The organism is Acidovorax sp. (genome assembly GCF_046339755.1).
Classification (GTDB): Bacteria; Pseudomonadota; Gammaproteobacteria; order Burkholderiales; family Burkholderiaceae_C; genus Acidovorax.
In genome coordinates, this window is the sequence record NZ_JBKDTZ010000047.1 from 1 (window position 1) to 18,699 (window position 18,699).

The window sequence follows — 18,699 nt, forward strand, 5'->3', positions numbered from 1 at the left end:
GGCGCGGGCTGCAGGCGCTTTTCGTCGCAGCCCGGCAGCACCAGCGCGGCAAAGGCCCGCGCCAGCAACTGTGGTAGCGGCAAGATCACGACCGGCGCACCGGGAGGCGGCGGGGGCACGAAGCGCGCGGCCTCCAGCACCTCGTCGGCCCAGCGCGTGAATTCGGCCAATGCCATGCGCCGGCCCACACCCTCCCAGGCGTCGAGCTCGGCCTGCAAACCCTCGGGCAGGCGCAACAGGGCCAGCACGCGTTCGCCCGCGTCGTCGGCCTCCAGCACGGCCCACTGGCCCGTGGCCTCGAGCAGCCCGCGCAGGGCCGCGAGCCACTGCACCAGCGGGCGCGCCGCGCGCAGGCCGGCACGCCAGGCTTCGGCCTCGGCCACGGCGGCGGCCAGCGCCGGGTGCGCACTCCAGTCGCGCGCAGCCACGGCATCCCAGCGCGCCAGCGATGCCCGGCGCAGCGCCTTTTCCCGCGGGTTGCGGGTGGCGGCCCGCCCTGCGGGCCCCTGCTTGAGCCAGGCGAGCACCGCGTCGGCATCGGCATCCCAGGCGCAGGCCTTCAATCCCGCCATGACCTGCGCGGCCGCGCGCGTGGTCGACAGGGTCCAGCCGCTTTCGTCGCGCACGTCCACGCCACTGCTGCCCAGGTGGGCGCGCACGCGGCGGGTCAGCGCCCGGTCGGTGGCGGCCAGCACCACGGGGGCACGGCCCGCGGCCAGATGCGCGAGCACGCAGGCGGCGGCGCGCTGCGCCTCGTCTTCGGCATCGCTGGCGGCATGCAGGGCGATCTGCCCCTGCACTCCGGCATCCTCCCCGGGGGCATACAGCGGCAGCACCAGGCCCCGCTCGCCCCAGTGCGCAAGCAACGCGGCGGCCAGCGGCTCGGCCTGGAAACCTTCGAGCACCACCAGCGCGTCCGTGGCAGCGCGCACGCCCGGCTCGAACAGCACGTCGGTGGCGTAGCGCGAGGCCAGCGCCCATTCGAGCGCAATGCGTGCCACCGCAGCCTCGAAGCGCAGCGTGCTGCCCTCTTCCGCCGCGGGCAGCAGGCTGCGCGCCTGCGTGCCCCAGGCATCGCGCTCGGCCGGCGGCACCGCAGCCACGGCCAGCGCCAGTTGGGCAGCGGCCTCCTGCAGTGGCGTGGCCAGCACGTCGCGCTGCGCCGACAGGCCCGCCTGGTCAAGCAGGGTGCGCGCGGTGAGGGTGTCGCGTGCCACATCGCCCGCCAGGTCCCGGCCCTCGGGCACGAAGACGGCCAGCTGGTGCGCCCAGTTGCGCGTGGTCTCGAAGCGCGGAACAAAGCTGTCGGGCTGCTGGCGCGCCCACAGGCGCTGGCCCCAGGGCATGAGCTGCGCATAGGGCACCAGCACCACGGTGCGGGCCGGGTGGGCGCCGCAGGTGGCCAGATGCTGCGCCACTGCGCCCAGCACCCGGGCCCAGCATGGGGCCGCCTGATCGGTTTTAGCTATGACAGTCATAGCATCGGATGGCTTGGCCACACCGGTGAACGTGGGATTGGTTTCTGTCACAATGACCCAACTTTATACGTACCCCGGTCCAAAGCCACCCAGATACAAGGATTACGCCATGGCCAGCGAACTCATCAAGCACCTCACCGACGCCAGCTTCGAAGCCGACGTACTGCAGTCCACCACCCCCGTGCTGGTGGATTATTGGGCCGAATGGTGCGGCCCCTGCAAGGACATCGCCCCCCACCTGGACGACCTGGCCAAGGCCTACGAAGGCAAGCTGCAGGTCGCCAAGCTGAACATCGACGAGAACCGCGAAACGCCCGCCAAGTTCGGCATCCGCGGCATTCCCACACTGATGTTCTTCAAGGACGGCCAGCTGTCCGCCACCAAGATCGGCTCCATGCGCAAGGAGCAGTTGACGGCCTTCGTCGACCAGCAACTGGCATGACGCCCACGCTGGCGGCACCCCGGGCCGGGGTGCCGCCAGCCGTTTTTTCAGCGCCGCTTGCATCTCTTCACATGCCAGAGCGCAGCGGCCCGGCCCTCCCGGATTTTTTCCTGTCATAATTCCAGCAGATCACCGGCTTGCACGCATTGGCAGCCGGTTCGAGAGATCCTCAGGCACGCCGTGACTGCCATCAGCAGACCACCGGCGAACAGCCCACCTCCCCCGAGACACCTACCTACTCCGCCAAGGAGTCATTCCATGCACTTAAACGAACTCAAGGCACTGCACGTGTCTGAAGTCCTGAAGCAGGCCGAAGAACTCGAAATCGAAAACACGGGCCGGATGCGCAAGCAGGAGTTGATGTTTGCCATCATCAAGAAGCGCGCCAAGGCCGGCGAGCAGGTGTTTGCGGACGGGGTGCTGGAAATCCTGCCGGACGGCTTCGGCTTTCTGCGCAGCCCGGACACGAGCTTCACCGCCAGCACGGACGACATCTACATCTCGCCCAGCCAGGTGCGCCGCTTCAACCTGCACACCGGCGACATGATCGAAGGCGAAGTGCGCACGCCCAAGGACGGCGAGCGCTACTTTGCCCTGACCAAGCTCGACAAGGTCAACGACGGCCCGCCGGAGCAGAACAAGCACAAGGTGATGTTCGAAAACCAGACGCCCCTGTTTCCCAAGGAGCAGATGCGCCTGGAACGCGACGTCAAGAGCGAAGAGAACATCACTGGCCGCATCATCGACATCATCGCGCCCATCGGCCGCGGCCAGCGCGCGCTGATCGTGGCCCCGCCCAAGAGCGGCAAGACGGTGATGATGCAGCACATCGCCCACGCCATCACGGCCAACAACCCCGACGTGCACCTGATGGTGCTGCTGGTGGACGAGCGCCCTGAAGAAGTGACCGAAATGCAGCGCACGGTCAAGGGCGAGATCATCGCCTCCACCTTCGACGAGCCCGCCGCACGCCACGTGCACGTGGCCGAGATGGTGATCGAGCGCGCCAAGCGCCTGGTCGAGCTCAAGAAGGACGTGGTGATCCTGCTGGACTCCATCACCCGCCTGGCCCGCGCCTACAACAACGTCGTGCCCTCCAGCGGCAAGGTGCTGTCCGGCGGTGTGGACGCCGCGGCGCTGCAGCGCCCCAAGCGCTTCTTCGGCGCCGCCCGCAAGGTCGAGGAAGGCGGCTCGCTGACCATCATCGCCACGGCGCTGGTCGACACCGGCAGCCGCATGGACGAAGTGATCTTTGAAGAATTCAAGGGCACGGGCAACTGCGAAATCCACCTGAACCGCCGCCTGTACGAAAAGCGCGTGTTCCCCGCCATCGAGCTCAACAAGAGCGGCACGCGCCGCGAAGAGCTGCTGCTGGTGCCCGAGATCCTGCAGAAGACGCGCATCCTGCGCCAGTTCATGTACAACATGGACGAGATCGAGTCCATGGAGCTCATGATCAAGAACATGAAGGCGACCAAAACCAACGTCGACTTCTTCGACATGATGCGCCGGGGAGGGTAACACCCCCCTGAGGCGCTGGCGCGCCTTCTCCCTTCTCTGGAATGGCTGCGTCCTTCGGGAAGGGGGACACCGCCAGCGCGGCGGGGCGGCCCTTGCACGGCGGTTCTGGCCTGGGCCATGCGCGTTCCACCGGCATGTGGAACACGACGCCGTCAAAGGCGGCTCCAATCTCTCTGAACGCCCCGCAGGCTTCACGGCCTGCGGGGCGTTGTGCCATCTGCGCCACCTACCAGCACGCCTGCGCGGAACCCAGCGCCAGCGCCGGCCGGTCCCAGCACATGGCGGCCCCTTGTACCTCCAGCGGAGCGCGCACCCGCCGGGCCGGGCCCCACGAGGTGGACTCCAGCGCTTCACCCACCTCACCCGCCCGCTCGGGCGCCAATGGCTCCAACGGATGGCGCTGGGCGGACACCAGCCAATGCGCCGTGCGCGCCAGCGACATCCGCGCCGTGCAGCCTGCGCCCGTGGCCCTGCGTTGCGCCAGGCCCCGGACCGCGGCGGCTGCCATCAGGTAGCCCGTGGCATGGTCGATGGCCTGCACCGGCAAGGGGGTGGGCCGGTCGTGGCCGCCTTCGCGCATGCCGGCCTCGGCGATGCCTGTGCTCATCTGCACCAGGCTGTCGAAACCGCGCCGGTGCTGCCAGGGTCCGCCCCAGCCGTAGGCATTGAGCGATACGTCCACCAGGCCCGGGTTCAGGGCGCGGCGCCGCTCGGCCCCCAGCCCCAGACCCTCCAGAGCGCCGGGCCGCAGGCCGTGCACCAGCACATCGGCCCGGCCCAGCAGTTCCTCGAACACCAGACGCCCTTCGCGCAAGCGCAGGTCGAGCCGCGCGCAGCGCTTGCCCAGCACCACCTCGGGCACGGTGACGGGCTCGTCCCAGCCGGGCGGGTCGATGCGCAGCACCTCGGCGCCAAAGCCGGCAAGGAAACGTGTCGCAGCGGGGCCGGCAAGGATGCGTGTGAGGTCCAGCACGCGCACACCGCGCAGCGGCCGGGCAGGGTCGATGCGCCAGGCGGGCAGCGGCAGCGTTGGCGCAAAAGCCTCCCAATGCACCAGGGGCTCGGCCCGCACCGCCAGGCCTTGTGCATGGCGTGCCCAGCCGTCGGTGCTGCGCATCGCGGCGGCGCAGCCACCCCGCTCCACCACGGCCGCCTCCAGCGCATCGGCATCCCAGCGGGCCACGGCACGCTCAACGGCCTCCCGGTCGGCCGCCACGCCCAGCACGGCCAGGGCCGCCTCGCGGTGCTGCGGTGCGTTCGTGTGCAGGCGCACCCAGCCATCGGCCGCGCGGTAGTCGCCCGCCACGGCGTCCCACACGGGCGGCAGGGACCAGCCCTCAGGGCGCAGCGACATGCCGAACCAGAACGAGGCCAGCCGCCGGTCCACCTGCACGGCGGGCCAGGAGCCACCTTCCATTGCCAGCAGTTCGGCCAGCGCCAGCCCCGCCACCCCGACCGAAGCCACGGCCAGATCGGTCACCGGAAACACCGAAGGCAGATCACCCTGGCCGGCAACGGACAGGCACTCCCGCGCCGACGCCGGGCCTTCCAGCGCGGCCCATGCCCCATCGACCAGCGCCAGGGCGCCTGAAGGCACAGGGTGTGTGGAGACCGCCATGAAAACCTCCCTGAAAGAGGCTTCCAAGAATAGATACACCCCTTTCATTGTCAATATGGGCTTGTCAAAGCGGCGGCGGGCACAGATACTCCCGCGCCCACCTTGAACAATTTTCTGCGCAGGCTATAATGGAGGGCTTTTATTGCGGAAAGTACGCTGGATGCTCCACGGCGCAAAGGTTGCTCCGGGTCCCGCACGGCTCCCGCACTTGACAAGGATTGATCATGAAAGAAGGCATTCACCCCAACTACCGCGAAGTGCTGTTCGTGGACCTGTCCAACGGTTTCAAGTTCGTGACCCGTTCGTGCGTGAACACCAAGGAAATGGGCACGACCGACGACGGCCGTGAGCTGCCCCTGTTCAAGCTCGATACCTCCAGCGAATCGCACCCTTTCTACACGGGCACGCAGAAGTCCGTGGACAACATGGGCGGCCGCGTGGAGAAGTTCCGCAACCGTTTCGGCAAGACTACCGCTACCGCTGCCAAGTAATCCTTCGCACGCTGTACGCCAAGAAGGCAGCCCGGGCAACCGAGCTGCCTTTTTTATTGCCTCCCGGGCGCGCCACTCCACCCGCTTGCGATCGGGGTTACCAGATTTACCCTGACCGCCAGAGCCTGCTGACGGAACCCGTGCGCTTATCCCTTATTCTTGGCGGCTCCCTCCCAAAGCCCCTGACCAACGCGTGAATCCACCCACCCCAGCCATCGTCACCCAGAATGCCGTGCGGCCGTTGCCACGCTGGGCCCTGATGCTGCTGTGCATTGCCTACGTGATCCCCGGCTTCGTGGGCCGCGCTCCGTGGAAGAGCGCCGACATCACCGCCTACGGCTACATGCTGGAGCTGGCGCATGGCCGCACCCCCTGGCTCAATCCGCTGCTGGGCGGCATGGCGCCCGAGACCGAAGGCCTGCTGCCCTACTGGATCGGGGCCCTGGCGATCCAGTGGGCGCCCTCCTGGCTATCGCCCGAAATGGCCGTGCGCATCCCGTTTGCCGCGCTGCTGGCGCTCACGCTCATGGCCACCTGGTACGGCGTGTACTACCTGGCGCGCAGCCCGGGCGCGCAGCCCGTGGCCTTCGCCTTCGGCGGCGAGGCCACCCCGCTCGACTACGCACGCGCGATTGCCGACGGCGCCCTGCTGGCCCTGATCGCCTGCCTGGGCCTGGCCCAGCTCTCGCACGAAGTGACGAGCTACCTGGTGCAGTTGAGCTGCACCTCCTTCCTGTTCTTTGCCTTCGCAGCCCTCCCCTACCACGCCGGCAAAGCGTGGGCGGCCATGCTCGTGGGGGCGTTCGGCCTCACGCTCGCCGGGGCACCGGCCCTTACGGCGCTGCTGGGTGCCAGCGGCGTGCTGCTGGCCCTGCACCTGCCTGGCAAGGACGAGCGCCAGTGCAAGGCCTGGGCGGTGGCCACCGTCCTGGTCATCGTGGCCGCCGCGGCGCTGGCCTGGCAGCTCGACCTGTGGCGCTGGCGCATTGTCAGCACCGAGAGCGGCGGCAAGGAGTGGGCGAGCCTGGCGCGCCTGCTGGTCTGGTTCGGCTGGCCGGCCTGGCCGCTGGCGCTGTGGACGCTGTGGCGTTGGCGCAAGCAGATCGCCAGCCGCCAATGGCACCGCCACCTGCTGCTGCCGCTGTGGTTCACGGCGGTCTCGGTCGCGGCCACCATCACCACCCAGCCGGCCGACCGCGCGCTGCTGCTGGGCCTGCCGGCGCTGGCCGCGCTGGCGGCCTTTGCGCTGCCCACGCTCAGCCGCAGCATGGGGGCGCTGATCGACTGGTTCACGCTGATCTTCTTCAGCGTCTCGGCGCTGGCCATCTGGGTGATCTGGATCGCCATGCAGACCGGCGTGCCGGCCAAGCCGGCGGCCAACGTGGCCAAGCTGGCGCCCGGCTTCGTGCCGCAGTTCTCTCTGCTGGCCCTGGTGGTGGCGCTGGCGGCCTCAGTGGGCTGGTGCGCGCTGGTGTGGTGGCGCGCCTCGCGCAACCGCGCGCCGATCTGGAAGAGCCTGGTGCTGCCGGCCAGCGGCGCGGCCCTGAGCTGGCTGCTGCTCATGAGCATCTGGCTGCCGCTGCTGGACTTCGCGCGCAGCTATGTACCGCAGATGCGCGCCATCACCGCCGTCGTCGGGGAGGGCCCTGGCTGCGTGCAGACCGTGGGGCTGAGCCGCGCCCAAGTGGCAGCCCTGCAGTACCACGCCGGCCTCACGCTGCACCCGGCCAGCCTGTCGGTGGCCGGCTGCGAGTGGCTGGTCTCGGACATCGCCTCCTGGCCCGCTCCCGCCTCCGCGGTGGACGGCCTGCAATGGGAGCGAGTGGCCACCGTGGCGCGCCCCACCGACAAGACCGACTTCCTGCTGGTGTTCCGCCGCATCGAGACCGAAACCAAACCCTGATGAGCGAGCTGTCGACCATTTCCCGCCACGCCGTGACGGTGCTGGCCGGGCAACTGGCCGTGATGGCCTTCGGCGTGGCCGACACCATCGTGGCGGGCCGCTACAGCGAGGCTTCGCTGGCGGCGCTGTCGGTGGGTTCGGCCATCTTCATCAGCGTCTACGTGGCACTCATAGGCGTACTCAGCGCCCTGCTGCCGGTGTGGGCCGAGCAGCGCGGTGCGGGGCAACAGCAGCAGCTGGGCGCGTCGCTGCGCCAGTCGCTGTACCTGTGTGCGGTGGCCAGCGCCCTGGGCATGGCCGTGCTGCTCTCGCCTGGCGCCGTGCTGCGCTGGACCGAGGTGCCCGATGCACTGCGCAGCGAGGTCGAAGATTACCTGGCCGTGCTGGCACTCGCCTTGCCGCCGGCCCTGCTGTTCCGCATCTACAGCACGCTCAACCAGGCACTCGGGCGCCCGCAGCTGGTCACCTGGCTGCAGGTGGGCTCGCTGTTCATCAAGGTGCCGCTGTCCATCTGGTTCACCTTTGGCGGTGCGGGCCTGCCGGCGCAGGGCGCCGTGGGCTGCGCCTGGGCCACGCTGGTGGTCAATTGCAGCATGCTGGCCCTGGCGCTCTGGCTGCTGCGCACCCAGTCGCTGTACCAGCCGCTGGCCCTGTGGAAGCCGCTGGAGCGCCCGCACTGGCCCACCATCGCAGGCTTTGCGCGCCTGGGGGTGCCGGCGGGCCTGGCAGTGATGGTGGAGGTCACCTCCTTCACCCTCATGGCCTTGTTCATCGCGCGCCAGGGCACGGTGGCCTCGGCAGCGCACCAGATCGCCTCCAACCTGGCGGCCGTGCTGTACATGGTGCCGCTGTCGCTGTCGATTGCCGCCAGTGCGCGCGTGAGCTGGTGGCTGGGGGCGGGCGAGCCGCTGCGCGCGCGCAGCGTGGCCTTGCTGGGCATGCGCCTGGCCTGCGCCATGGGCCTTATCCTGGCAGTGCTGATGCTCCTCGGGCGCAACCACCTGGGCGCCCTGTATTCATCGAATGCGCAGGTGGTGGCGGTGACGGGCGGGCTGCTGGCCTGGGTGGCGGCCTACCACGTGGCCGATGCGCTGCAGACCCTGTGCGTGTTCGTGCTGCGCTGTTACCGCATCACGGTGGCACCGCTGGTGGTGTACTGCACGCTGCTCTGGGGCGCAGGCCTGGGCGGCGGCTATCTGCTGGCCTACCAGGGCCTGGGCCCCTGGGGCCCGGTAGCCACACCGGCCACCTTCTGGGCCGCCAGCGCGGCCGCCCTGGCCGTGACGGCTGCGCTGTTTGCCGCCATGCTCTGGCGTGCGCTCAGGCTGCCAGCGCCTGCGGCGCTGGCGCGCGCAACCGGTTGACCGGAAAGGTCACGCAGAAGGTCGAGCCCTTGCCCAGGGTGCTCTGGATGCTGAGCGTGGCGCCATGGCGCTGCAGCACATGCTTGACGATGGCCAGGCCCAGGCCCGTGCCCCCGGTTTCGCGCGAGCGGCTGCGGTCCACGCGGTAAAAGCGCTCGGTCAGCCGCGGGATGTGCTCGGACGCGATGCCCGGGCCCGTGTCCTTGACCGAGAACGTGGCCGAACCGTCTTCCTTGCGCACCCAGTCCACCGTGATCGTTCCACCCGCGGGTGTATAGCGCACGGCGTTGTTGATGATGTTGGACAGTGCGCTTTGCAGTTCGGCCTGCGCGCCGGCCACATCGCCCTGGGCCAGCAGATCCGCCTTGGACGGGAACAGCAGCGTATGCGGGCGCTGCTGGTTCTGCGTGAGCAAGGCCGACAGGGCCCGGCCCTCTTCCTCGCAGCGCTGCAACAGGCCCTGCACCGGCGTCCACTCGGCCATGCCGGGCGGCGGGCTGCCCTCCAGGCGCGACAGCGTGAGCAGATCCTGCACCACGCTCTGCATGCGCGCAGCCTGCTGGGACATCATGCCCAGGTAGCGGGCCCGCTCGTCCTGCGCCAGCGGCAGGGTCTGCAGCGTCTCGACGAAGCCGATGAGCACCGTGAGCGGGGTGCGGATCTCGTGCGAGACATTGGCCACGAAGTCGCGGCGCATGGCCTCGGCCTGCTCCAGCGCCGTCACGTCGCGCGACAGCAGCAGCGTGCGCCCGTCACCGTAGGGATGCAGGTGCACGGAGATGCGCACCGGGCGTGAAGAGGTGCTGTAGCGCCCCTCCAGCACCACATCGTGCGTGAAATCCTGGGCCGTGTAGTAGGCGGTGAATTCCGGATCCCGCACCAGGTTGCCGATGGACTGCATGACGTCGCGCTGCGCGTCGAAGCCGAAATGGGCGGCGGCCATCTGGTTGCACCACTCGATATGCCCCTGGGCATCGAGCAGCACCACGCCATTGGGCGTGGCCTGCAGCGCCGCCAGGATCTCCTGCAGCCGGTTCTGGCTGCCCTGCACTTCCTGGGCCTGCAGGCGCAACAGACGCCGCGCGCGATCAGCCGCCTCGCCCCACATGCCGCGCATGACCGGCGCGCGCGACAACTCGCCCGTGCGCAGCCAGCGCAGCACGCGCGCGCCGCGCAGCAGGTCCCACACAAACCAGGCCCAGGCCGCTATCGCTGCACCCAGGGCCGCCCCCCAGGGCCCTCCCTGCCACCAACCGAGTCCGCCGCCGGCGATTTGCCAGAGCAGGAAATACGTGAATCGCCAAAGCATGCAGATCGCAAAGCCTTTTCAGAAAACCAAGGGCGCCCTGCGGCGCCCCGTGAACCATCAGGCTTGCAGCTGCTGCGCCTGGGGTTGGGACTGCGCCGTGAGCCGGTAGCCGGCTCCGCGCACCGTCTCCACCATTACCGACGCCGCACCCAGCGCCTCGCGCAGGCGCTTGACGTGCACATCCACGGTACGCTCCTCGATGAAGACATGGTCGCCCCAGACCTTGTCCAGCAGCTGCGAACGGCTGTGTACGCGCTCGGCATGCTTCATGAGGTAGTGCAGCAGCTTGAACTCGGTGGGCCCCACCTTGAGCTGCTGGCCCTGGAAGGCCACACGGTAGGTGCCGGCGTCGAGCACCAGGTCGCCGATGGTCACGCTGTCGCTGACCTGCTCGGGCGCGCGGCGGCGCAGCACCGCGCGGATGCGCGCCAGCAGCTCCTGGGTGGAGAACGGCTTGGTGATGAAATCGTCCGCCCCGGCATCCAGGCCCGCCACCTTGTCCGGCTCGTCGCCACGGGCCGTGAGCATGAGGAGGGGGAGGGGCTTGGTGCGGGCATCGGCACGCCACTTGCGGGCCAGCGACAGGCCGCTCTGGCCGGGCAGCATCCAGTCCAGAAGGATGACGTCGGGCAGCACGGCATCGAGCTCGCGCTGGGCCGAGTCGCCATCTTCGGCCCAGAACGGCTGGAATCCGTTGTGCCGCAGGTTCACCGCGATCAGCTCGGCGATCGCAGGTTCGTCTTCGACAATCAGAACACGGGGTAACTTTCTCATACAGCGTTCACGGGCCTACAGCACGGCCGATTCGATCTCATCGAGGGCCGTGTGGCGCACGTCCTTGCCTTTGACCAGGTAAATGATGAGTTCGGCCACGTTCTTCGAATGGTCGCCGATGCGCTCGATGGCCTTGGCCAGGAACAAGAGGTCCAGGCTGGGCGAGATGGTGCGGGGGTCTTCCATCATGTAGGTGACCAGCTTGCGCACGAACCCATCGAATTCCTTGTCGATCAGGTCGTCTTCCTTGAGGATGGCCACCGCCATGGTGGTATCGAGGCGGGCGAAGGCGTCCAGCGTCTTGCGCAACAGGCCGGAGGCCAGCTCCGCCGCCACGCGCAGGTCGCTCGACGGCAGCGAGCGCGCGGCGCCGCTCTCGATGATGGAGCGCACCATGCGTGCCATCTTGTTGGCCTCGTCGCCCATGCGCTCGAGGTTGGCCGTGGCCTTGGAGAAGGCCATCAAGAGGCGCAGGTCGCGGGCGGTGGGCTGGCGGCGCGCGATGATGGAAGACAGCTCGTGGTCGATCTCCACTTCCATGGCATTCACGCGCACTTCGATGGCGGCCACCTGCTCCACGGCTTCGATGTTGAACTGCGACAGGGCGTACACGGCCTGGCGGATCTGCGACTCCACGAGGCCGCCCATTTCCATGACGCGGGCCGAGACGCTGTTGAGTTCGGAGTCGAACTGCGACGAAAGGTGCTTGTCGGGCATTGCTGTCTCCTTAGCCGAAACGGCCGGTGATGTAGTCTTCGGTTTCCTTGCGCTGCGGCTTGAAGAACATCTGTTCCGTCTCGCCGAACTCGACCAGGTCGCCCAGGTACATGTAGGCGGTGTAGTCGCTGCAGCGCGCGGCCTGCTGCATGTTGTGGGTCACGATGACCACGGTGTACTCGTTCTTCAGTTCTGCGATCAGCTCTTCGACCTTGGCGGTCGAGATCGGATCCAGCGCCGAGCAGGGTTCGTCGAGCAGCAGTACTTCAGGCTTGATGGCAATGCCGCGGGCAATGCACAGGCGCTGCTGCTGGCCGCCGGACAGGCCGGAGCCGGTCTGGTTGAGCTTGTCCTTGACCTCGTTCCACAGCGCCGCCTTGCGCAGGGCCCATTCGACGCGGTCGTCCATGTCGGTGGCGCTCAGGCTCTCGAACAGCTTCACGCCGAAGGCGATGTTGTCATAGATCGACATCGGGAACGGCGTGGGCTTCTGGAACACCATGCCGACCTTGGCGCGCACCAGGGCCACGTCCTTCTTGCTGGTCAGCAGGTTCTCGCCGTCCAGCACGATCTGGCCTTCGGCGCGCTGCTCGGGATAGAGCTCGAACATGCGGTTGAAGGTGCGCAGCAGCGTGGACTTGCCACAGCCCGAGGGGCCGATGAAGGCCGTGACCTTGTTTTCCGGGATGTCGAGGTTGATGCCCTTGAGCGCGTGGAACTTGCCGTAGTAGAAGTTCAGGTCACGCACCGTGATCTTGGACTTGGAGGACACTTCGTTGTTGAGGATAGCGGACATGAGGGTGTCTTTCTTGCTGCTGGGGCTTACTTTTGGCGGGTCAGAACCCGCGCCAGGATGTTCAGGCCGAGAACGGCGACGGTGATGAGGAACACACCGGCCCAGGCCAGCTGTTGCCAGTTCTCATACGGGCTCATGGCGAACTTGAAGATGGTCACCGGCAGGCTGGCCATGGGCTTGCTCAGGTCGGCATTCCAGAACTGGTTGTTCAGTGCGGTGAACAGCAGCGGAGCGGTTTCGCCGGCGATGCGGGCCACGGCCAGCAGCACACCGGTGATCACGCCGGCACGCGCTGCACGCAGCGTCACCATGGTGATGACCTTCCACTTGGGCGTGCCCAAGGCGTAGGCAGCTTCGCGCAGGCTGGAGGGCACCAGCACCAGCATGTTCTCGGTGGTGCGGATGACCACCGGGATCACGATCAGTGCCAGCGCCAGGATGCCGGCGTAGGCCGAAAAGCTCTTGAAGCGCGCCACCACCACGGCATACACGAACAGGCCGATCACTATGGAAGGCGCCGACAGCAGGATGTCGTTCACGAAGCGCGTGACCGAGGCCAGCAGGCTCTTGGTTTCGTATTCGGCCAGGTAGATGCCGGCCAGGATGCCGATGGGCGTGCCCACGAACGTCGCCAGCAGCACCATCACGAGCGAGCCGAAAATGGCGTTGGAGATACCGCCACCCACATCGTTGGGCGGCGGCGTCATCTGCGTGAAAAGGGCCACGCTCAGGCCGCCCACGCCCAGGCGGACGGTCTCCCAGAGGATCCAGATCAGCCAGAACACGCCGAAGGCCATGGCGGCGAGGGACAGCACCAGGGCGACCTGGTTGAGGCGCTTGCGCTTGTTGTAGCGTGCCTGGCGCTGCGCGTCGAGGTCTGCGGCGGACAGCAGGCGCTGCGAAGTGGTCGGTGCGGTGCTCACGAACGGGCTCCTTCGTTCTTTTGCAGGCGGGACAGCAGCAGCTTGGACAGCGACAGCACCACGAAGGTGATGAAGAACAGGACCAGGCCCAGGTAGATCAGCGAGGCCTGGTGCAGGCCTTCACCGGCTTCGGCGAATTCGTTGGCCAGGGCCGAGGTGATGCTGTTGGCGGCCTCGAACATCGACAGCGATTGCAGCTGGTTCATGTTGCCGATCACGAAGGTCACGGCCATGGTCTCGCCCAGTGCACGGCCCAGTCCCAGCATGATGCCGCCCAGCACACCGGTCTTGGTGTAGGGCAGGACGACCTTCCACACCACTTCCCAGGTGGTGGAGCCCAGGCCGTAGGCCGATTCCTTGAGCAGGGCGGGCGTGACTTCGAACACGTCGCGCATCACCGAGGCGATGAACGGGATGATCATGATGGCCAGGATGATGCCGGCCGACAGGATACCGATGCCCACTGGAGGGCCGGAGACCAGCGCTCCCAGGTAGGGAACGCCCTGGAACAGGGACTGCAGCGGCTGCTGGACAAAGGTCGACAGGATGGGACCGAACACCATCAGGCCCCACATGCCGTAGACGATGGAGGGCACGGCGGCCAGCAGCTCGATGGCGGTGCCCAGGGGGCGCTTGAGCCAGGAGGGCGACAGCTCGGTCAGGAACAGGGCGATGCCGAAGCTCACAGGCACGGCAATCAGGAGCGCGATGGCAGAGGTGGCCAGCGTGCCGTAGATCATCACCAGGCCGCCGTACTCGTTCTGCACGGGGTCCCACGTGGTGCTGGTGAGAAAGCCCAGGCCGTATTTGGCGATGGAGGGCCACGCGCCGACCACCAGCGAGGCCAGGATGCCCAGCAGCAACAGCAGCGTGAGCACGGCCGCGCCGCGGGCCAGGAAGCCGAAGAGCTTGTCGGCCAGCACGCCGGAGATCAGGGGGCGGTGGGGGGAAGGGGGCATTTTCTCAGTGCGCGAAGGGGCCGTCGTCATGGACGGATTGTCGCGGACCGGCATCGTTGTGGACACGTTGTTTGCCTTGAATTCAATGGATTTGAAGTTGAAGGGCCGGCTTATCGCCGGCCCTGTCAAATTACTTGAACGCTACGGCCTTGCCGGAAGTGTCCTTGATGTCGCCCCAGGACTTCTGGATGATGGCCTTCACGCTGTCAGGCATGGGCACATAGTCCAGGTCCGCAGCGGTCTTGTCGCCCTGGGCATAGACCCAGTCGAAGAACTTCAGGGCCGTGGTGGCCTGCACGGGCTTGTCCTGCGTCTTCTGCATCATGATGAAGGTGGCCGAGGTGATGGGCCACGAATCCTTGCCAGGCTGGTTCGTCAGGATCTGGTAGAAGCTCTTGGCCCAGTCGGCACCTGCGGCAGCGGCCTTGAAGGTGGCATCGTCAGGAGAGACGTAGTTGCCGGCGGCGTTCTGCAGCTGCACGTAGGTCAGCTTGTTCTGCTTGACGTAGGCGTATTCCACGTAGCCGATGGAGTTGGGCAGGCGGCCCACGAAGGCGGCGACGCCCTCGTTGCCCTTGCCGCCGGCACCGGTGGGCCAGTTCACGGCCGTGCCTTCACCGACCTTGGACTTCCACTCGGCGTTGACCTTGCTCAGGTAGTTGGTGAAACCGAAGGTCGTGCCCGAGCCGTCGGCGCGGCGCACGGGGGCGATGGCAGCGTCAGGCAGGTTCAAGCCGGGGTTCAGGGCCTTGATGGCGTCGTCGTTCCACTTGGTGATCTTGCCCAGGTAGATGTCGCCCAGAACCTGGCCGCTCAGCTTCATCTGGCCGGGAGCGATGCCCTTGATGTTGACCACGGGCACGATGCCGCCGATCACGGTAGGGAACTGCACCAGGCCCTTCTTGGCCAGTTCGTCGTCCTTCAGGGGAGCGTCCGAAGCACCGAAGTCCACCGTCTTGGCTTCGATCTGGCGCATGCCGGCACCCGAACCCACCGATTGGTAGTTGATCTTGATGCCTGTGGCCTTGTTGTAGTCAGCAGCCCACTTGGAATACAGAGGCGCCGGAAAACTGGCGCCTGCGCCGGTGGCTTCCTGCTGCGCCATAGCCTGGGAGAACGCACCAGCAGCAACGACACCAGCTACAAGGACCCGAATCGCGGACATTTTCATGGAGATACCTCTTGGGAGAGTGAGTTGGGATGGGGCGACTCTAGGATCCATATGTGACATTGTCGTGACACCCAGGTCGGTTGTCACACAACCTTTTCCTCCGTACAGGCGTTTACGTTTGTCATCCCGCTGTCACGGGAGCTGCTTAGTCTCCCGCCACCGAGATGAATCGGCTATCTACCTGGAGAATCACATGTTCCGCCGTTACGCACTGCAATCCGCTCTCGCCCTGGCTGCGGCCGCCGCCCTGGCCGGCTGAGCCAGCACCGGTTCTGCGCCCGCCACCCTCGACAGCACCATTGCAAAGACGCCTTCGCTGAGCACCTTCAACAAGCTGGCAGTCCAGGCCGGCCTGGCCGACACCCTCAAGGCGGCAGCCCCCCACACCGTGTTCGCCCCCTCGGACGACGCATTCAAGGCGGTTCCCGCCAAGACCCTGGCCGACCTGCAGGCCAACCCCGCCCAGCTCAAGGAAGTGCTGACCTACCACATCGTGGCCGGCAGCATGAAGGCCGAGCAGGTCAAGAACGGCAATGCCAAGACGCTCAACGGCGCCAATGTCGCCCTGTCGCGTGCCGGCAGCTTCGTCACCGTGGAAGAAGCCATGGTGGAAAAGGCCGACATCGTGGCCACCAACGGCGTGGTGCACGTGGTTGACCGCGTGCTGATGCCTCCCAAGAAGTAAGCACGTCCGGCCCGCCCCACCGACATGGACCGCACCCCTCGCCCCAGCCAATCCGGCGTCCAGCGCCGCCAGTGGCTGCAGGGGGTGGCGGCTCTGGGCCTGGCCGGCAATGCCTGGGCCCAGGGGACGGAGCCATCCGCCAAGAAATCGGATGGCGAGCGCCCCCATGTGGTGGCCCAGGTGGTCGATCTGTCCCCCGACCAGCAGGACGTGAGCCGCGATTTCCTTGTCGGTTCGCGCACGGCCTGGCAGGAGACCAATGCCAAGGGTGGTATCCATGGCCGCCCCGTGCAGCACCTGACACTGGAAACCGATGGCACGCCCGCAGGCCTGCAATCCGTCTGGCAGACCGCACAGAAACAGTCCAGCTGCATCGCCCTGTCGGGCTGCGTCGGCAACGCGGCCGCCAGCGGCCTGATTGCCCTGCAGGCCAAGGCGCCCTCGGACGCGCCGCTGCCCATCGTCGCCCCCTGGCTGCACGATACGGCCGCCGTGGCCGGCACCACGGCCACCAGCGACACCGTGTTCGACATCTTCGCCGGACAGGAAGCGCAGATTGCCCACGCCATCAAGAACCTGGCCACCATGGGTGTGCAGACGGTGGGCGTCACCTATGCCAGCCCGGCCGTGCAGCGCCAGTCCCAGGCCATGGTGGCACATGCCGCCAAGTCCATGTCGCTCAAGGTGCAAACCCTGCCCCTGCCCGCCGCAGGCACTCGGCCGGGCGCCGGCACGCGCGTGGAGCAGAGCATCATCCTGTTCATCGGCGGCACGCCGGAGCTGTTCTCCTTTCTCGACCAGCTCGCCCTGCCGCAGGGCCGCCAGTGCTACGTGGTCGCCCTGGCCGATGTGAACCTGCAGGTGCTGGCGCAGATGGGCCCCACCGCAGCCAAGGCCTCGGTCATCGTCACCCAGGCCGTGCCCATGGTGAATGCCAGCCTGCCCGTGGTGCGCAGCTACCGCGATGCGCTGGCCCGCTTCTACGACGAACCCCCCTCCCCCCTGGGCCTGGCAGGCTACATTGCCGCGCGCTACACCGCCGAGGTGATGGCCGGCATCAGCAGCCCCGTCACCCGCGCCAGCATGCTGGCCGCGCTGCAGAAGCGCGCTGCAGTGAACGTCGGCGGCTATGCCGTCAACTACCAGGGACGCCAGCGCGCCAACGCCTACGTCACGCAGAGCATGCTCACCACTGCAGGACGCATCATTGGATGATTCGACGCACCCCCTGAGTCGCTTCGCGCCTTCCCCCTCTCTCCCGCATTGCCACGCAATGCAGGAGGGGGACGCGCCCAGCGCAAGCGCTGGATACGCCGCCTTCGCGGCGGGGCGGCCCTTGCGCGGGAGCGCTGGCTTGGGCAGCGCCTATTTCAATGCTTGCTGCGGTCAGAAATGCTCCAGCGGGTGACCAAATGACTGTCTCACTGCGGCCCAGATGCTATGCTGGGCCGAAAGGACAACAGCGCACGCCGCGCACCACCATGCACAACGGAACACTGCTCGCTGCCGTGGATCTGGGATCCAACAGCTTTCGCCTTGAAATCGGCCGCTACGAGCACGGCCATATCCAGCGCGTCGAATACCTCAAGGAAACCGTGCGCCAGGGCAATGGCCTGGACGAGGACCGCAACCTGACCCCGGACGCCATGCAGCGCGGCTGGGACTGCCTGGCGCGCTTCGGCGAGCGCCTGGCCGGTTTTTCGCGCACCCAGGTGCGCGCCGTGGCCACCCAGACTCTGCGCGAGGCGCGCAACCGTGAGGAGTTCATCGCGCGCGGCAGCCAGGTGCTGGGCTACCCCATCGACGTGGTCTCGGGCCCCGAAGAGGCCCGGCTGATCTACCAGGGCGTGGCGCGCCTGCTGCCCCAGTCCGACGAGCGGCGCCTGGTGGTGGACATCGGCGGGCGCTCCACCGAACTCATTCTGGGCCAGCAGTTCACCCCGCACGCCGTGGCATCGTTCCGCGTGGGCAGCGTGGCCTGGTCCTCGCGCTATTTCGCCAACGGCGCGTTCACGCCCCAGGCCTTCATGGCCGCCGAGATCGCGGCCAAGGCCGTGCTCGACGAGGCCCTGGCCACCTTCCGACCCGATGGCTGGGATGTGGCCTACGGGTCCTCCGGCACCGCAGGGGCGGTCGGCGACATCCTCGCCGCCGCGGGCGGGCCCGAGGACCTGATCACGCGCGAGGGCCTGGACTGGCTGCAGGAGCGCCTGCTGCGCGCGCAAAGCGCCGACCGCATCCGCCTCGATGGCCTCAAGGACGAACGCCGTGCCGTGATCGGCGGCGGCATCAGCGTGCTGCGCGCCGTGTTCGACCTGCTTGCGATCGAGCAGATGCAGGTGGCCCAGGGCGCGCTGCGCCAGGGCGCCCTGTACGACCTGCTCGACCGCGAGCAGCCCGGTACCGACCTGCGCAGCACCACGGTGCACGGGCTCATGCAGCGCTTTGGCGTGGACGTGGAGCATGCCGAGCGCGTGGCCCGCATCGCCTGCCAGCTGTTCGACCAGGCGGCACCCGCCGGCAGCGAGCGCGCCTCGCGCAAGCTCGA

Annotated in this window: 16 protein-coding genes and 1 pseudogene; 8 read left to right on the forward strand and 9 right to left on the reverse strand. The window is 67.6% G+C overall.

Going from position 1 to position 18,699, the window contains the following annotated elements:
* Window positions 1-1,478, reverse strand: a pseudogene (locus tag ACK59X_RS03830) (PD-(D/E)XK nuclease family protein); the annotation flags it as partial.
* A 109-nt stretch (window positions 1,479-1,587) separates the two neighbouring features.
* Here ACK59X_RS03830 and trxA point away from each other — a divergent pair.
* On the forward strand, window positions 1,588-1,920 hold the full coding sequence (gene trxA, locus ACK59X_RS03835; protein ID WP_322595820.1) for a thioredoxin TrxA: 333 nt from the start codon (window positions 1,588-1,590) through the stop codon (window positions 1,918-1,920).
* Window positions 1,921-2,178: 258 nt separating this feature from the next.
* Window positions 2,179-3,441, forward strand: a complete 1,263-nt coding sequence (gene rho, locus ACK59X_RS03840) for a transcription termination factor Rho (RefSeq protein ID WP_409955322.1) — start codon at window positions 2,179-2,181, stop codon at window positions 3,439-3,441.
* 226 nt (window positions 3,442-3,667) lie between these two features.
* On the opposite strand, the gene ACK59X_RS03845 is transcribed toward rho, so the two are convergent.
* Window positions 3,668-5,059, reverse strand: coding sequence for a CoA transferase (locus ACK59X_RS03845; RefSeq protein ID WP_409955324.1), 1,392 nt, complete (start codon window positions 5,057-5,059; stop codon window positions 3,668-3,670).
* Between the two features lie 224 nt (window positions 5,060-5,283).
* Here ACK59X_RS03845 and ACK59X_RS03850 point away from each other — a divergent pair, with 224 nt between their 5' ends.
* The 3 genes from ACK59X_RS03850 to ACK59X_RS03860 all read left to right on the forward strand — a co-directional run bounded on the left by ACK59X_RS03850 (window position 5,284) and on the right by ACK59X_RS03860 (window position 8,817).
* Window positions 5,284-5,550 (forward strand): type B 50S ribosomal protein L31, encoded by a 267-nt coding sequence (locus ACK59X_RS03850; RefSeq protein ID WP_409955326.1) that lies wholly within the window; start codon window positions 5,284-5,286, stop codon window positions 5,548-5,550.
* A gap of 193 nt (window positions 5,551-5,743) precedes the next feature.
* Window positions 5,744-7,453, forward strand: coding sequence for a hypothetical protein (locus tag ACK59X_RS03855; protein WP_409955328.1), 1,710 nt, complete (start codon window positions 5,744-5,746; stop codon window positions 7,451-7,453).
* Complete coding sequence (locus tag ACK59X_RS03860; protein ID WP_409955330.1) at window positions 7,453-8,817, forward strand: MATE family efflux transporter; 1,365 nt, start codon at window positions 7,453-7,455, stop codon at window positions 8,815-8,817. The genes ACK59X_RS03855 and ACK59X_RS03860 overlap by 1 nt, the downstream gene beginning before the upstream one ends.
* Here ACK59X_RS03860 and phoR read toward each other — a convergent pair.
* The 7 genes from phoR to pstS form a co-directional block, all read right to left on the reverse strand.
* Window positions 8,774-10,126: a phosphate regulon sensor histidine kinase PhoR gene (phoR, locus tag ACK59X_RS03865; protein ID WP_409955332.1), complete on the reverse strand. Its 1,353-nt coding sequence runs from the start codon at window positions 10,124-10,126 to the stop codon at window positions 8,774-8,776. The two genes, ACK59X_RS03860 and phoR, sit on opposite strands and share 44 nt — an antisense overlap.
* A 57-nt stretch (window positions 10,127-10,183) precedes the next feature.
* Complete coding sequence (gene phoB, locus ACK59X_RS03870) at window positions 10,184-10,900, reverse strand: phosphate regulon transcriptional regulator PhoB (protein WP_409955334.1); 717 nt, start codon at window positions 10,898-10,900, stop codon at window positions 10,184-10,186.
* A 15-nt stretch (window positions 10,901-10,915) separates the two neighbouring features.
* Complete coding sequence (gene phoU / locus ACK59X_RS03875; RefSeq protein ID WP_409955336.1) at window positions 10,916-11,617, reverse strand: phosphate signaling complex protein PhoU; 702 nt, start codon at window positions 11,615-11,617, stop codon at window positions 10,916-10,918.
* A gap of 10 nt (window positions 11,618-11,627) precedes the next feature.
* Window positions 11,628-12,413: a phosphate ABC transporter ATP-binding protein PstB gene (gene pstB / locus ACK59X_RS03880; protein WP_409955338.1), complete on the reverse strand. Its 786-nt coding sequence runs from the start codon at window positions 12,411-12,413 to the stop codon at window positions 11,628-11,630.
* Between the two features lie 26 nt (window positions 12,414-12,439).
* On the reverse strand, window positions 12,440-13,336 hold the full coding sequence (pstA, locus tag ACK59X_RS03885; RefSeq protein WP_409955340.1) for a phosphate ABC transporter permease PstA: 897 nt from the start codon (window positions 13,334-13,336) through the stop codon (window positions 12,440-12,442).
* Window positions 13,333-14,295, reverse strand: coding sequence for a phosphate ABC transporter permease subunit PstC (pstC, locus tag ACK59X_RS03890; RefSeq protein WP_409955342.1), 963 nt, complete (start codon window positions 14,293-14,295; stop codon window positions 13,333-13,335). The genes pstA and pstC overlap by 4 nt, the downstream gene beginning before the upstream one ends.
* Before the next feature lie 130 nt (window positions 14,296-14,425).
* On the reverse strand, window positions 14,426-15,466 hold the full coding sequence (pstS, locus tag ACK59X_RS03895) for a phosphate ABC transporter substrate-binding protein PstS (protein WP_409955344.1): 1,041 nt from the start codon (window positions 15,464-15,466) through the stop codon (window positions 14,426-14,428).
* 316 nt (window positions 15,467-15,782) lie between these two features.
* Here pstS and ACK59X_RS03900 point away from each other — a divergent pair, with 316 nt between their 5' ends.
* From ACK59X_RS03900 to ACK59X_RS03910, 3 genes are all read left to right on the forward strand, one after another.
* Complete coding sequence (locus tag ACK59X_RS03900; protein WP_409955349.1) at window positions 15,783-16,151, forward strand: fasciclin domain-containing protein; 369 nt, start codon at window positions 15,783-15,785, stop codon at window positions 16,149-16,151.
* A 24-nt stretch (window positions 16,152-16,175) separates the two neighbouring features.
* Window positions 16,176-17,366, forward strand: a complete 1,191-nt coding sequence (locus ACK59X_RS03905) for an ABC transporter substrate-binding protein (RefSeq protein ID WP_409955346.1) — start codon at window positions 16,176-16,178, stop codon at window positions 17,364-17,366.
* A 266-nt stretch (window positions 17,367-17,632) separates the two neighbouring features.
* Window positions 17,633-18,699, forward strand: a 1,067-nt coding sequence (locus ACK59X_RS03910) for an exopolyphosphatase (RefSeq protein ID WP_409955348.1), incomplete at its 3' end; no start/stop codon positions are given.